The 15,041-nt window shown below is 44.2% G+C and carries 15 protein-coding genes and 1 pseudogene; 10 read left to right on the top strand and 6 right to left on the bottom strand.

The features are described from left to right. Window positions 1-96 precede the first annotated feature (96 nt). From betI to ACTRWI_RS14170, 6 genes and pseudogenes are all read right to left on the bottom strand, one after another. Window positions 97-699 (bottom strand): transcriptional regulator BetI, encoded by a 603-nt coding sequence (betI, locus tag ACTRWI_RS14195; protein ID WP_499132268.1) that lies wholly within the window; start codon window positions 697-699, stop codon window positions 97-99. A 508-nt stretch (window positions 700-1,207) separates the two neighbouring features. Then, window positions 1,208-1,378 (bottom strand): hypothetical protein, encoded by a 171-nt coding sequence (locus ACTRWI_RS14190; protein WP_499132267.1) that lies wholly within the window; start codon window positions 1,376-1,378, stop codon window positions 1,208-1,210. A 24-nt stretch (window positions 1,379-1,402) separates the two neighbouring features. Beyond that, complete coding sequence (locus ACTRWI_RS14185) at window positions 1,403-1,612, bottom strand: hypothetical protein (protein ID WP_499132266.1); 210 nt, start codon at window positions 1,610-1,612, stop codon at window positions 1,403-1,405. A gap of 9 nt (window positions 1,613-1,621) precedes the next feature. Beyond that, window positions 1,622-1,891 (bottom strand): annotated as a pseudogene (locus ACTRWI_RS14180) (LruC domain-containing protein); the annotation flags it as partial. A 50-nt stretch (window positions 1,892-1,941) separates the two neighbouring features. Continuing rightward, window positions 1,942-3,141 (bottom strand): diaminopropionate ammonia-lyase, encoded by a 1,200-nt coding sequence (locus tag ACTRWI_RS14175; RefSeq protein ID WP_499132265.1) that lies wholly within the window; start codon window positions 3,139-3,141, stop codon window positions 1,942-1,944. A 303-nt stretch (window positions 3,142-3,444) separates the two neighbouring features. After that, on the bottom strand, window positions 3,445-4,542 hold the full coding sequence (locus ACTRWI_RS14170; RefSeq protein ID WP_499132264.1) for a hypothetical protein: 1,098 nt from the start codon (window positions 4,540-4,542) through the stop codon (window positions 3,445-3,447). A 280-nt stretch (window positions 4,543-4,822) separates the two neighbouring features. On the opposite strand from ACTRWI_RS14170, the gene ACTRWI_RS14165 reads away from it, so the two are divergent. The 10 genes from ACTRWI_RS14165 to ACTRWI_RS14120 form a co-directional block, all read left to right on the top strand. Continuing rightward, complete coding sequence (locus ACTRWI_RS14165; RefSeq protein WP_499132262.1) at window positions 4,823-5,527, top strand: response regulator; 705 nt, start codon at window positions 4,823-4,825, stop codon at window positions 5,525-5,527. Between the two features lie 36 nt (window positions 5,528-5,563). Beyond that, the gene (locus tag ACTRWI_RS14160) at window positions 5,564-6,883 is read left to right on the top strand and encodes a sensor histidine kinase (RefSeq protein WP_499132259.1); all 1,320 of its coding nucleotides are present in this window, start codon (window positions 5,564-5,566) and stop codon (window positions 6,881-6,883) included. 199 nt (window positions 6,884-7,082) lie between these two features. Next, on the top strand, window positions 7,083-7,358 hold the full coding sequence (locus tag ACTRWI_RS14155; protein ID WP_499132258.1) for a tRNA modification GTPase: 276 nt from the start codon (window positions 7,083-7,085) through the stop codon (window positions 7,356-7,358). Between the two features lie 539 nt (window positions 7,359-7,897). Then, the gene (locus tag ACTRWI_RS14150) at window positions 7,898-10,279 is read left to right on the top strand and encodes a M4 family metallopeptidase (RefSeq protein WP_499132257.1); all 2,382 of its coding nucleotides are present in this window, start codon (window positions 7,898-7,900) and stop codon (window positions 10,277-10,279) included. A 113-nt stretch (window positions 10,280-10,392) separates the two neighbouring features. Further along, entirely contained in the window at window positions 10,393-11,928 is a 1,536-nt protein-coding gene (locus tag ACTRWI_RS14145) for a M28 family metallopeptidase (RefSeq protein WP_499132256.1), read from the top strand. 575 nt (window positions 11,929-12,503) lie between these two features. After that, a complete protein-coding gene (locus ACTRWI_RS14140; RefSeq protein WP_499132255.1) occupies window positions 12,504-13,265 on the top strand; it encodes a hypothetical protein in 762 nt (253 codons plus the stop codon). 175 nt (window positions 13,266-13,440) lie between these two features. Beyond that, the gene (locus ACTRWI_RS14135) at window positions 13,441-13,920 is read left to right on the top strand and encodes a hypothetical protein (protein WP_499132253.1); all 480 of its coding nucleotides are present in this window, start codon (window positions 13,441-13,443) and stop codon (window positions 13,918-13,920) included. A 12-nt stretch (window positions 13,921-13,932) separates the two neighbouring features. Beyond that, entirely contained in the window at window positions 13,933-14,208 is a 276-nt protein-coding gene (locus ACTRWI_RS14130) for a hypothetical protein (protein ID WP_499132252.1), read from the top strand. Between the two features lie 15 nt (window positions 14,209-14,223). Next, complete coding sequence (locus ACTRWI_RS14125) at window positions 14,224-14,682, top strand: ADP-ribosyltransferase (protein WP_499132304.1); 459 nt, start codon at window positions 14,224-14,226, stop codon at window positions 14,680-14,682. Between the two features lie 15 nt (window positions 14,683-14,697). Then, window positions 14,698-15,041 (top strand): hypothetical protein (locus ACTRWI_RS14120; protein ID WP_499132250.1); only part of this gene is annotated, 344 nt, incomplete at its 3' end.

Here is a 15,041-nt window from a genome sequence, read left to right as displayed (position 1 = left end):
TTCTGACTTAATTGTTATTAGACTGTGATGGTCTAGTTTGAATATTGAGTGTTAAGTATTGGCCGTTCTAGTGCCGTTCTACGACTTAACTGCGGTCTACTTGGTATGACACGAGTAAAACGTCAATTGTTTTTCAAGGTAATCATTGATAATGGCTTTGGCTTTCTTAGCATCGATACCATCAGGGTTTAACGTGCCTCTCAGCCATAAACCATCAATCAGAGAAGCAATCCCGTGAGCAACGAGATCCGCTTGCTCATGATCCAAAATACCTTTCAATTCAAGGCGTAAATGCGAGAGCAAACGTCTTTCATTCACGCGCTGTAATCGTTTTAACTGTTCGTTATGCATGGAGTAAGACCAAAACGCCAACCACGCCTTCGCGACCTTATTCTCGGCTTGATAGCCTTCGAAGTTGCCATCGATGATCGTATTGATCCTCTGTTGGTGAGCATCAACAGGGAGGGCTTTTAATGAAGTGGTGATGGTATTAGAGAGTTGGCGAAGAATTTCGCGCATGGTTTCTTCAAGCAGGCCATGTTTGCCGCCAAAATAGTGATTGATAATACCAGTAGAGACTCCCGCTTCTTTGCTGATCAACGCAATACTCGCGGCATGTAAACCCACTCGATCTATCACAGCCATAGTGGCTTGAACAAGCTGTGGTTTACGTATAACAGGCATCCCAACCTTCGGCATTTCTCAGTCCTTTTATTTTTATTGAACGTTCAGTTAAATATAAAATGACAGAAATTTAGTTAGGGTTCAAATGATTATTTAGAACAAATTATTAACAAAGCATCACCAAACCGGTAACAAATAACATAAAAACAATCACTTAACATTCATTTAGAGCACTAACTAAATTCATTAAAAGTTTGAACTATGATGGTTATGGCTCAACAGACATTGATTAAAACGCCTAAGTTTTAAGCAGCAGATGAGGTAGGCTTACTAAATGAGAGAGCCCTCTTTTCAGCGCTATTTTTATTTGAAATAAATAAAGGGAAAGCAGGTAAAAAATAAAAGAACCCAAATATTTAAGTACTTTTAGTTGGAAATACTATCAATAATATCGCTCGATATTTTATCGAGAAGCGACACGTTACTAGAAAGCCAAATGGCAACTATTGCTCGACTGATCGAGTGTGATGACCCAGCTCTGTTCTTGCTCCTGACTGCTCATTGGCACCCAACGAGCATAGATCTACTCCCAGTTGCCATTGACTTCTAACTCTGCGACATCGGTGTGTGTTGGATAAACGGTTGTGATTCGAGAAGTAGGCTCCGCAACAACCTCACTATTACTCATGACAAATACTGACTCAGTGTACAAATGAAGAGCCCCTGCCGTCTTTGCCGTGTAATCCATTGACAAGCTGATCTTCTCCCCAATATCAAATTAGAAACCAACAGGTGCCACAATGTCAGACGTACTGATCGCGGCTGGTTGGGTTGCTGAAGCAGGCAGTTGAGCAAGCGTTGGAGACGGTGTCGCATCTGGTGTCTGTGCAGGTGATGCACTCGTGTTACCACCTCCTCCACCGCCGCCACAAGCAATGACTATGAGTAAGAAGGATGCCATGGTGATTAATTTGCTGATCTTATTCATGGTGCTCTCCTACTCATCCGTCGCTGATATAACTTTGTTAGTGATCGGTGCTTTATACCATTCACCATCAGTTTCACCGCTGCTTGTTACCCATGTAGGGAATGACGTATACGCATCACTGATATCAACCAGTTCTTCAGGGTGATCCCATTCGTCTCGAATATTAATAACCCACGGCATGTTATTGCTGGTTTTGAACGACTCAGAGCCTGAAGGGCTATCATCATGACTGTTGAACAAGGTGTCATTCATATCACTGGTACCTGAAAACTCTTTTAAGTGAGTTGTGCGCGATTAGCTCTTAACTGCTAACTATGTACTTCTCGTTATTAGATTTTATTGTCGATGATTTGTTGGTAGAGATACGGGTCAGTTGCCCCTTCCGTACCAATTACTAGCACTCGGCTGTCTTGAGTTAAATTCAGTTTTTCAGCGAAGTTCGGATCTTGTTTAGCGATGATAACTGCGGCAAACCCTGGGACTGCTGATTCACCTCCTTCTATCACTACTCCCGTTTTCTCGCCACTTGCCAACATGCGCATCGCTTGCGGGATCGCCTCTTCACTCAGCGTCATGAAATCATCGGCGCCATTTTGGAGAATCGTCCATGCCAAGCTCGAAACCTCACCACAGGCAAGCCCAGCCATCAGCGTCTCTAGATCGCCGGTAACTACAACGGGCTTGCCCGCTTGAGCACTCTTCTGCAAACAGTTGGCCTGCTCAGGTTCTACGATTACAAAACGTGGACGCTCAGCACCCCACAAATCCCAGAAGTAACCACAGACAGCAGATGCCAAACCGCCCACACCACCTTGTACGAAAACATGAGTGGGGATTTCACCATCCAATTGCTCGACAATTTCAGCCAACATCACTGTGTAGCCAAGTGCCACGTCCTTCGGGATTTCCATGTAACCTTCATAAGAGGTATCCGACACAATCACGCGGTTTTTCGCTTTGGCTTCAGAATCAGCCAAACGAACCGATTCATCGTAATTACCTGTAATGCGGACCACTTTTGCACCGAACGCTTCCATCGCTTGCTTACGGCCTTCCGACACATCGCGATGAATGTAAATAACACAACCACAACCAAACATCTGGGCGCCCCATGCCACTGAACGCCCATGGTTTCCGTCTGTCGCACAGCTGACAACAATTTCAGCAACTTCTGGTTTCCATTCCCCGTTGAGCAGCTCACTGATGGTTGGATTCTTCCCATAACGATTAGCGATTTCAACCTGAAGCTGACGCGCAACCGCATAAGCGCCACCGAGTGCTTTAAAACTCTTTAGGCCAAAACGCTGCGATTCATCTTTGTACCAAAACTTGTTTACACCGATCTCAGCAGAAATACGATTCAATTCATGCAAAGGGGTGACGGAATAACCCGGCCATTGTGATATGTCCTTAATTGCCTGCTCAGAGCGCGCAACACTTAGAATATCAAGTTGCTCACTTGAGTACTCCAATTCAGGGCGAGCTTGAGGATTAGCATAGTGTGTCAGAGTGCCAGCCAGTAACTGCATAAATGTTCGTCCTTATTAGTCATTCACATTGCTCCTTACATCACCAAGCATAATCGTCTTCGGCTTGTAAGGCTTGCGGATATTAAGTTTATCTACATCAAAGTGCTGTGATTGTGCTTTCTAAAAACTAAATCTGCAGAAATTAGTTGTTACTTAGCGAATAAATGCGGTTTTTACTCACATCCATGTTTTCTCGTTGAATTCACGAGATACCGCCTTCAATTTCAAAACAAAAAAGGCTGGTGATGACAAAGCACAACCAACCTTTCAACATACACACCTAATTTTTAATGCGAGTCAAAGCTACTCAATACGGGTTATGAAACCGTATTTTTCTGAGTCGGCCTTAGTCACCCAGTGTTCACCAGAAGCAGGAGCTGAATCTAAAGTGAAGATATAAAAATCGATTCCTTTGTCTCCCATTACCTTTTTAAAGTAGGTCGCTTGCTTACGATGGCTTTCATTGGTGTATGGGAATTCTTTGGCTGTTTTATCACCCTCAGCCCAACTGTGCACACCAACCTGCTTATTAAGTTCAATAGCTTTGGTGGAATCAGCGCGTTGCAAAACTCGTGGATTACCTGCAGCAAACAGGTCCGTGCCGCCAGAGAACACCGAACCCATAGGCGTGACGATCGTCGTCATGTTGTTATTGTGGATCATGCGACCAGTGTACATATTGATATCATCATCGACACTGCCACCAATATGGTTGGTAAACTTCAGTGTCATCTCACTGCCTTGGTATAATTTCACAATATCAAACAGCTGAGAATAAGTTGATGCACCCAGACTCGAGTGAATTCGGTCAACAGCGCCAGTCTTATTGAGCACATCGCGGTAAAAAGCATTGAAAGCAAACGACGTGGTGATCGTTACCTTATTACCACTTTTAGCTTTACTTAAAATTGTAGACCCTAAGCTAGTCACGTATTGGAACAGTTCATTGTGATACTCAAGCTCGACTTTTTTATTAGTATTCGTCGTCATGTTAATTAACGTGCTGTCATTCCCAATTGAACGTCGAGCGGCACCACAATCAAATTTATCAAATAAATCACCCTCGCGGTAAATCACACAGTCATCGGCTCCAGCATCAGGGAGGTACAGATCCACACTTTGACCTAGGCTATCCGCAAGCCTAACCACTTTTTGTTTATCACTAATATCATCAGCAAACAGAATTTTTTCATACTGAACACCATCATAGGTCAGCCTCATTGATTCTTGGACCTCCTGTCGCACTTGATACAACTCACCAAGCTTAGCCGATGAAAATACGTAATCAGCCTTAGGTTTCGCTTGCGCTTTAGTAGCAGGCTTATTCGAACTGGAACTTGAATTACAGCCCGCTAAAAGAGTCAAAGATAACGCCAGTAATGCCTTTCGATAGTGGTTCATTGAGTTATTCCCATCATGTTTTGATGGGTATGATTCTATTGTTTAAAGACATACACATCTGTCTCGTGAATGTATGAGAGTGTAATTCTTTTTGAACGTCGTTTTTTATTTTTGTTATAAATGTCAATTCAGCATTGAACTAACTTATAAAGTGTTTAATCATTCGCATCAGGTATTTTTCGTGAAGCATTCCAAGCTAATATGCCACTATGATTACCTAATCAGATAATTGCACTCACGGAATCTCTTAAGTTAAACACACGATAAGGCTGATAATGGAATGACAAAACCTAGAATGATCATCGTGGAAGACGATTGTAAGCTTCAAAGAATGTTGCAAGACTACTTCATCGCGCAAGATTTTGACGTCTCAGTACTCGATGATGGCAGCAACGCTGCACAGACTATCCTCACTGAACAACCAGACATTGTATTACTGGACCTGATGCTTCCTGTAAGCGACGGACTTACAATCTGCCGACAGACGCGTACACATTACAAAGGTAAAATTCTGATGCTCACCGCTAGCGATGACGACTTTGATCATGTCGCCAGCTTAGAGACAGGGGCTGATGACTATGTCACCAAACCAATTAAACCAAGAGTTCTGCTTGCAAGAGTTCGTTCATTATTACGCCGCCAAGACACTAATACCTCTTCAGTCGAAGACTCAGACAGCCTACAGTTCGATCAACTGGTGTTGAAAAACACCTACAAGAAGTGCGAATTGGCGGGAGAGGTTTTGTCACTTACAGACAGTGAATTTGACCTACTTTGGCTATTAGCGAGTAACCCTGATACACCACTATCACGTGACTATTTAACACAAACGTTGCGCGGCATTGAGTATGACGGGATTGATCGAACCATTGATAACAAGGTCGTACGCCTGAGAAAAATACTGGGTGACGACCATGCGCCAGCAGAAAAAATTCAGACCATTCGCGGTAAAGGTTACTTATTTGTTTCCACCGCTTGGCACTAACCTCGCTCAATACGAGCGTAATGAAAGAGAACGATTATGCGACGTATCTATTTGGAGTCCCTAGTAGGGCTGTTAGTTTGTTTTATGGCAGGTATTATCGCCTATGAAATCAGTGTCTATCAGCTCAATACTGACTACGAATATGTACTGCAAGATTATGAAGCGGCAGCCCATCAACAACTCATAGAAAACATCGCAAAGAATCAAGGGCTTGAAGCTGCTCATCAAGCCATAAATCAGTTTGTCGACACAACGCGAAATAAGCTGGTGACCTTCAGTCCAGATGATGAAATACCAGGTCCCGTTTCAGAATTTTTCACTGCCAACCCGAATACCTTTATCTTTCACGATGACGAACGTGACCTATGGTTTCGCTTAGCAAACAGTAACAACACTTATCACTACCTCCCCAACAATGAAGCCATAGTGAGGCAAAAGATAGAGTTAGAGGATGATCTTGTTTGGTTGTTCTTTTTAGGAAGTTTTATCTTATATGGCTTATGCCACGTACTGATCATCTTCCGCCGAGTTAAGAAGCTTGAATCTGCCACTCTCAGCTTTGCAGAAGGCGACCTCTCTTCGCGCGCTGAAACCTCAAGCGGCATTGCGATTGGTTCATTGAACAAGTCCTTCAACCTCATGGCCGATCGAATTCACCGCTTAGTTGAAAGTAATCGATCGCTCACCAATGCGGTCGCTCATGAACTGCGCACACCAATATTTCGTATTCAGTGGCAAGCTGAAATGCTGAAAGACACGCCGTTAAACGAAGAACAAGAAAAAACCATTGAGAGCATTGTTGAAGACACGGAAGAGATGGAAAAGATGGTTGATGAGCTCTTGTATTATGCAAAGCTCGATAGCACTGATCTCGAAAGTCTACAGCAGCCATTAGAAATAAAAGACTTTCTCGAGCACGCGACGACGCGCTGGAGTAGAGAGACCGCGCTCAATATTGAGCTTTGCTTACCTGAACACGAGCAATCGATAGTGGCCGACGAAACCCTGCTCAATCGTGCTTTGGATAACCTCGTGCGTAACGCAATGAAATTTGCACGCACACAGATTTCAATTGAAGTAACCAAACACCAAGATCAGCTACAAATTGCGGTACATGACAATGGTGATGGCGTTGCAGAAGAACACCGATCACACCTGTTCGATCCCTTTTATGTTGGCGACAAAGCACGTAACAAAGCTAAGAGTGGTCATGGCTTAGGATTATCTATCGTCCATAAAATCTGCGCCCAACACAATGCAACCGTCCAAATCGCTCAAAGCCCAAGTTTGAAAGGGGCGGTCTTCACTATCACTTTCCCACTCTGTAATGAAGCAGCTGACAAAGCCATACAGTAATGACAAAACACCTCTGGAATAATTTTCACATCGGTTGGGAGACGTTGTCTCCCTATCCATTTATTCAATCTAGATAACCTTGGCGTCACTATTAATGGCTTGTCACTTGAGTGCGGCGAAGAACCGCTCCGACAAGCGTTACGAGTCATGAGTACCAAAGGCTGCCCCTCTAGATTCCAGTTATTCTAAAGGTATGTTTATGAGAAAGTTATTAGTTGTTTTAGGTATTGTCTCTCTTGCAGGTTGTTCAGGTATTACCCACAACGATGAGGTGTACACAGCGCACGCTGAAAGCTTCAACATCGTAGGCTTCCAAATTCCTGGTAATACACAAGATCGTGCAATGGAACTGGTTCCTGAAGGTGCAAGTGTTGATACCATCCGTTCAACAAACTCTGACACAAGCTCTGCCCTTGGTATCATCAACCGCATTATCGGTATCGACTACGTTCAAGTTGGCGGTAAAAAACAGTAGTTTGCGAGAGCTTACGTAACTTTAAACGCAAGCTAACCCAAGCAAGAATCTTCAAAACCAGTGACATTCGTCGCTGGTTTTTTGTTCCTGACGTTTTGAGCGCTGTGCCAAAAAACGCCTCAAAAAACGCGATTAAAAATAAATGACAACTTAAGCAATAAGCGTCTAAAAGAAAAGAGCTTCGTCAAAAACATTTTAAAAATCACTAAACCCTCGCAAAGTACAACGTACGCATTTCAACAATTTACTCTTCTATCAGCTTGAACTCAATTAATTGAGGCACAGATCAATTCACACAATAGTCTTATTTCACTCCGAAAAATAGCAGTTAATAAATCCATCATAATTTTATAAAAAAAATATATGATTACATAGAAAAATAAACAGAAATCATAACCACCTGTAAATACGAGAAATATAACTTTCATGAATAAAATAGAACTCTGCCATGCTACTAATTAATCCGACCGAAGAATGTGAATTCAATGTAATATTTTTGTTACGTTTTCATGGATTTTACATGGAAAGAGAAAATAACAATGAAAATGAAAAAGCGTTTAGTTGCCGTTGCTATAGCCAGTGCTATAGCCAGTACTCTATCTTTATCAGTGCACGCGGGTGAATCCGTTAGCATTAATCAACCGATCAATTTTACTAGCTTCTCTGGGCTAAATACTCAGCTAGGCGTCAGTAATGCCTCAAGCTTCAAGGTGGTTAAGGAAGTTAACCTGAAAAAGCGTGGTATCTACAAAGTTAAGATCCAACAAAACATTTGGGGGACGCCAGTATGGGGGCATTACCTCAACGCAACCCAAAGTGTTCAAGGTGGTGCGCTTAAGACTGTTCAAGGTCGCTACTTAAAAACCACGACTCTGGAGCGATCTTTCGTTAAGCCGTCCATCAACAGCGCTCAAGCAGTTGAGCTGGCAAGTAAAGACCTACAAGCCCAGAACGTAGCTAGCAACTCATTGGACAACGTACAACATGAGCTGTTTATCTACCAAGGCACGTCGAAGCAAGGTGTTGGAGCCCAAGGAACTGATAAGACACGCCTCGTGTACGTGGTTTCTTACCTTGTGAAAGGTAACGAAAAACCTTCGCGCCCATTCACTATGCTAGATGCTCACTCGGGTGAAATCATCGACCGCTGGGAAGGTATTGCTCATGCACAGATCGGTACAGGGCCTGGTGGTAACGAAAAAACAGGTATGTACGAATATGGTACGGACTATCACTATCTTGATGTACAAGAAAACGGTACTCAATGTGTTATGGAGTCGGACAACGTTGTCACGGTTGACTTAAATGGCGCAACAGAAGGTGATACTGTTTACAGCTACGAATGCCCACGCAACGAACATAAAGAAGTGAACGGAGCCTACTCTCCTCTGAACGATGCTCATTACTTCGGTAACATCGTTTTCGACATGTATAAAAACTGGTTCGATACAGCACCACTCTCTTTCAAACTCATGATGCGTGTCCACTACGGCTCTAACTACGAGAACGCATTCTGGGACGGCAAAGCGATGACCTTTGGTGATGGTGAAAGCTTCTTCTACCCACTTGTGAGCTTAGACGTGTCTGCCCACGAGGTGAGCCACGGTTTCACTGAGCAAAACTCAGGCCTGATCTACGCAAACCAATCTGGCGGTATGAATGAAGCCTTCTCAGACATCGCTGGCGAAGCTGCAGAATATTACATGAAAGGCACCAACGACTGGATGGTCGGTCGTAATATCTTCAAAGGTGACGGTGCTCTACGTTACATGGATGACCCATCACGTGACGGTTCATCAATCAACAACGCATCGGAATACTACGATGGCTTGAACGTGCACTACAGTTCAGGTGTATTCAACAAGGCCTTTTACCATCTTGCAACGACACAAGGTTGGGACACGAAGAAAGCATTCGAGTTGTTCGTATTGGCTAACCAGATCTACTGGTCGGAAAACAGTGATTTCTGGCAAGGTGCTTGTGGCGTGAAAAACTCTGCGACCGATCTTGGCTACAATACCGATGACGTAGTTTCTGCATTCGCATTGGTAGGAGTGACGCCATGTGATGAGCCACCACTACCGCCAGAGCCTGAATATCAGCGTCTAGAAAATGGTGTTGAAGCACCAGTGGCTGGTGAAACAGGTTCCAAGACTTACTTTGATATCGAAGTACCTGCAGGCCAAGACAAACTAACGATTGATCTGGCTGTTTCTACGGGTGATCCAGATATGTATGTCGGTCTCGATTATGCACCAAGCCCACAAGAGAACATCTGTAAGAGTGAAAGCGTAACCAATGAAATTTGTGTCATCGAGAACCCAACAGCAGGTCGCTACACCGTTAACATTCTGGGCTACTCAGATTACACAGGTGCCAACCTGAAAGCGTCATATGAAGCAAGCGGCAATAACGTACCACCTGTAGCTTCATTTGAGCACTCTGTGGTTGGTAAAGAAGTCGAACTTCGCAGCACCAGCTCAGATAGCGACGGCCAAATCGTCTCTTATCAATGGAACCTTGGCGATGGCAACACGCAAATGGGGGAAGTAACTCGTTACACCTACGCTGAAGCGGGCGACTACGTGGTAACACTGACCGTAACTGACGACGCTGGCGTTGCAACATCAACAAGCAAATCAATCACGATTGAAGGTGACTCTGCGGAAGGTTTCCCACTAAAACTGAAGTTCGGTAACAAGAACCCGAATGGTAAAGCTCGCGTCAAGCTCGCATGGGATTACGACACTAACGATTACTTCGTGATTAAGCGTAATGGCAAAAATGTTGGTGCAACAGACTTCAACTCATACGTTGATAAGTTCCGTCACAACGGCACAGTAGATGTGGAGTACCAAGTATGTACCTCAAGCGATGTTTGTTCAGAAACCAAGCACTACCGTTTCATCAAAACACAATAATCGATAGTTAATTCAGGGCTCCGAAAGGAGCCCTTTGACTATATGGGTAATGAAAACCCTCATAGCTAAAGCAATAAGAAAAACAACAATATAAACGATAAAAAGGACATCAAATGGCTATTCAAAAAAGTACTCTCGCAGTGGCGCTATTTGGCAGCGCAACGGCTTACGCATCCCTAGGTATTACACCACCAGAAAACTCAGAAGTTTGGATAACCACCGATGCTGACGCTCAGCACCTTATAGTGGAGCACGGCGCAACGGTTTATCCTACAGTAAACGGAAACAAACACTCGGTCGTAGCAAAAATCAATGCGAAGCAACTGGCTGCGCTCTCGAGCCATATGCACGAAGAGACTCACCGTTGTGGTGGCTACATGGTGCACGAAGACAAAGCAAGCGCGCTTAAAGCTTCAGCAATGCCACTAACAATGAGCACCTTCGAAAAACCGGTGATCAGCCATCAAGATACAGTGAATGATTTGCTCGCTCAGGTCGAGCCAAGCAACATGGCTACGACCATCGAAAATCTAACCAACTTCACCAACCGTTTTTATACCACTTCTACGGGTGTTGCTGCTTCAGATTGGCTACTAGAGCGTTGGAACAAGGAAATCAAAGATGTGCCATACGCTTCGGCACGCCAAATCACGCACGCAGAGTACCCGCAAAAGTCTGTCGAAGTAACCTTACTTGGCGCGAAGTATCCAGAAGAGATCGTTGTCGTTGGCGGACACCTCGACTCAACTGTTGGTTCTTGGACGAGCGAAGGGACAATATCTCCAGGAGCAGACGATGATGCATCGGGGATTGCTACCGTTACTGAATCGCTGCGTTTGATGATAGCTAGTGGTATTCAACCAGACAAAACCATCAAGTTCTATGGCTATGCAGCAGAAGAAGTGGGGCTGCGTGGTTCACAAGATGTGGCTAATACTCTGAGAGACGAACAAGCAAATGTTGTCTCTGTGCTTCAGTTAGACATGACTAACTACAACGGATCCGCACACGATATCACCTTCATCACCGACTACACGGACAGCAACCTAACGGCTTACCTAAGTGAGTTGATTGACACCTATGCTAGCGACATCAGTTACAGTTTCGACCGTTGTGGTTATGCCTGTTCCGATCACGCCTCATGGCACAATGTTGGCTACCCAGCAGCTATGCCGTTCGAGAGTATGTTCAACGATTACAACCCGCACATCCACACGCAGCATGATACGATTGAGAACTCAGATCCGACTGCAACCCATGCCTCGAAGTTCGCTAAATTGGCGATTGCTTATCTCGTTGAAACCAGCCTAGATTCGCCCGTTGCTGGTCCAACAGAGCTTCAATATGACGTCCCTGTTGAAGGACTATCCGCAGGTTATGGTGAAGAGCAATTCTTTACCGTAAAGACGGATTACGCAGGGCAATTGACCGTAACCATGACTGGGCCTCGCAGTGGCGATGCCGACTTATATGTCAAATATAACAGTGTGGTATCGAAAGCGGACTTTGACTGCCGCCCGTACCAGAATAGCAGCAACGAACAATGTGTATTGAACAAACCTTCGGGTGAATTCAGCATCATGGTGCGCGGCTATCGCAACTTCAGCGATGTCTCTATCATCGCTAACTTTGTTCCTGATCTTCTCTAGAGCTGACTAGCTAAACTCAAGCATGACATGGCTCACAGCCAAAAGAACCAAAACAAACGCAGCCGAACTGGCTGCGTTTTTTGGAGAAGGCCGAATTAATTGATAGATCATAGAATTTAGAAAATTAGATCTAAATAGAGAGGTTCATTTAAAGCAATAAGAACCACAAGTATATAAAGCTTATTTTACCTAGAATAAACCCATCTCATCAATTAATTTAAAAAAACGAAAATAGAATAATATTAATTAGAAATATCTTTATTTATTTCCCATCTACCGTTACGGAATTCAACAAATCAGACCAGTACAATTATTTTAAATATAATTAAATAAACCTTCATTTTATGATTTATTTAGAGCGAGAGAAATATATGGCCACACTTTAACCAAGGGTAACGGTCAACATACAAACCCATACACGCCAGGGCCCAAGCAATAATAAAGACAAGTAAGACCAGTTTAAAAATAAGATGTTGGTTCAATAAAATCAAGCATTCAATGCACCAAACAAATCACGCACACTTGCGGCTCAAACACAGATCATCGAAACGGCAGATAATCATGTCAATCTACTGATGAGTAAGCTGCAAAGAGAGATGTTCACACAAGGTGACATCGCCATAGAGCGACTATTCCGTTCAGGTTCGTTAGAAACCATGCATAATTTCTTCAAGGGTCAAGCCGAGCGCAGCGCCATTGACGAGATGACACGCAGTATTCTGGGGCGCCCAGCAACAACACAAGAAATACGCAACAAAGAGATCGTCCTGCAAAGTGGTTACGAAAAATGCGTGCGTATTGGCATTCTGGGAGGCGACCCAAACTTTAGGAGTTGCGTTGAGTACGCTTGGGTGCCAGCAGAAACTCGCCCATTTATTCCATCTGAAGATACCGTTATTGCTCAGATCTTGCCGCCAAGCAAAGAAGCAGTAAAACGCGTGCTTTTCGATTCACTTAGTAACCTAATTGATCATGGTTGGAATGCCGAAGCAGAGGAGCGTTGGTTGGAACAACAACTGTTGGACTTTTCTGCGCAACAACGTCTGAAACAGCAAGCTGAATTCGACAAACAACAGGTTTATCACTGGTTACTGGACTCAAGCGCAATGCTTGAAGGTGAATGTGGTGGCGGTAGTGCATGTGCTGGGTGGAGCTTGTCTTACCTTCAAAAAGAGAACCTTTCACGACAAGCGTCGCTTCATTACGTCAACAATTGGCACGCAAACTACTCAGACAAAGGCGCCTATGTGCATTCGGAGCGCTATCAAAAGCTTGATGGCTTGATTACCACTGCGCTAGAGAACCATCGAGTTTTACAGCTTCACTTACCCAGGTAGCATTGATCTTCAAAAAAATGCGCCACTGATTTATTCTGCACTGAAATCGTCCTCACTGGATCTTGCTCACCTGGAAGGCAACACGCTACAACTCGCGAAAGGGATCGTAAAAACTCGCCTTGCTGAAGCAATCAGTGTTTCAGACAGTAACGGTATTGAATGGCTACATTCGCAAGTGGGTCAATTCCAGCGCTATACGTCGATCATCCACTCTCAATATATCTCTACTGGACACTACGCATCAGGGGAAGGTGAAGTCACCGCGCTGTTCTCAGAGATGTTACCCGTGCACCTAATGCGCTACCTGATTTCAGATATTATCCCTGATAGCTACGATGCGCGCATTGAACGTTCTATCGATGCCATCTTTAATCCAACGTCTAAGCTCAATCAAAAACTCGATAAGTTAAGCAATACAAACGAAAACTTTACCGATAAACCGGGTCTTAGCTGCATGATTTACTACCCATACCTTAAGAGCGCACTGCTTGATGTTGCAGCTGATGATGACCTGTATTGGATTTCACCTATCTCAGAATGGTACGACGCCGTCACTCGCCAACAGCTCAATATGTTTGGGGCTTTGAAGTATGCCGTCATCAATCAGAACACTTTCGGCATTCCATGTGATTTAAGCCCTAACAGCTACCAATAAAGGGCGGACACTATGAATACTCGTTTTTTATTACTGCTCTGTTGTCTGAGTTTTACGGCCTTCTCTCAACCGTTTGATGCGCTCAAACAGCCAAACCGTTCAGAGGAGGAAGTGACCCAGCTAGCAGAAGACTTCAAAGACTGGTCAAATGCTTCCAATGATTGGCGCTATTCCTTCATAACGACCAATGAAAAGGAAGCAGTGGAAGACTTTTCCATTTCTGGCTATCAGACCGCTAATGACTACCTAAGAGCCACTGACACCTCAACATGGGGTGTCGCAGGGTAGGATGCGAGGCGGTACATTCGGACGGTTAAATCGGCTCTCAGCAAGCTGCCAAAATACAAAGGGACCGCCTATAGAGGGACTTGGGTAAAACTATCTCTCCTTAACAAGCTCGAAGAGGGGGGCGTGTTAGTCGAGCCCGCATTTACTTCAACCTCTACTCTCCCAGAAGTCGCTAAGCGCTTTTCGGTAGTGCATCCCAACTCCCCGCAAAGGCTCAAGCGAGTACTGTTTGAAGTCAAGATCAATCAGGGGGGGCACACCATTGCTGGGCTTTCGGAATACAGCAAAGAAGCAGAGGTTCTATTTGCGCCAAATGCACACTTTCGAATCACCCAGATAGAGCGAACCTCTTACCATACCTACATTGGCGTGGAAACGGTAAAGGCATCTGCCGCCAAAAACACTCAGAAATATAACCTCTATTCAGGCGAAGAAGTAGAAGCGTCATTTTGGCACTCTCTCGTTTGTACATAAGCTAAGGACCAAGCAATGAAAAAATTAATTTGGGTGCTTTGCCTCTCTTTATTGACAAGTTTTTCGGCACAAAGTGAGGGATTTCCTGAGTTTAAAGGGGATTCACTCTCCTATCAGGCGCAACAACAAATTGCGGATGACTTGATGGATTGGACAACGACGCACCATATAAAAGCTGAAAAAAAGATGATCAGTGAAGAGTACTCTGCCATCAAGAATTACGGCCGAGTTGACCATGATGTGGTGAATGAATACATGAGAGCGGGAGAGCCTGAAGGCTACTTATCCGAAATGTTTGGCCGTACATTGAAATCACGCGTATTCCACATGCGAAATGTCATGAATAAACTACCTAACTA

This window comes from Pseudoalteromonas sp. G5_S1_14_S5, assembly GCF_054968605.1.
Note: the sequence above shows the minus strand (reverse complement) of the source record. Positions and strands in the feature narration are given on the sequence as shown.

Coding starts and splice junctions, on each gene's coding strand:
- betI (WP_499132268.1), bottom strand. CDS start 699: ATGCCGAAGGTTGGGATGCCTGTTATACGTAAACCACAGCTTGTTCAA.
- ACTRWI_RS14185 (WP_499132266.1), bottom strand. CDS start 1,612: ATGAATAAGATCAGCAAATTAATCACCATGGCATCCTTCTTACTCATA.
- ACTRWI_RS14175 (WP_499132265.1), bottom strand. CDS start 3,141: ATGCAGTTACTGGCTGGCACTCTGACACACTATGCTAATCCTCAAGCT.
- ACTRWI_RS14170 (WP_499132264.1), bottom strand. CDS start 4,542: ATGAACCACTATCGAAAGGCATTACTGGCGTTATCTTTGACTCTTTTA.
- ACTRWI_RS14165 (WP_499132262.1), top strand. CDS start 4,823: ATGACAAAACCTAGAATGATCATCGTGGAAGACGATTGTAAGCTTCAA.
- ACTRWI_RS14160 (WP_499132259.1), top strand. CDS start 5,564: ATGCGACGTATCTATTTGGAGTCCCTAGTAGGGCTGTTAGTTTGTTTT.
- ACTRWI_RS14155 (WP_499132258.1), top strand. CDS start 7,083: ATGAGAAAGTTATTAGTTGTTTTAGGTATTGTCTCTCTTGCAGGTTGT.
- ACTRWI_RS14150 (WP_499132257.1), top strand. CDS start 7,898: ATGAAAATGAAAAAGCGTTTAGTTGCCGTTGCTATAGCCAGTGCTATA.
- ACTRWI_RS14145 (WP_499132256.1), top strand. CDS start 10,393: ATGGCTATTCAAAAAAGTACTCTCGCAGTGGCGCTATTTGGCAGCGCA.
- ACTRWI_RS14140 (WP_499132255.1), top strand. CDS start 12,504: ATGAGTAAGCTGCAAAGAGAGATGTTCACACAAGGTGACATCGCCATA.
- ACTRWI_RS14130 (WP_499132252.1), top strand. CDS start 13,933: ATGAATACTCGTTTTTTATTACTGCTCTGTTGTCTGAGTTTTACGGCC.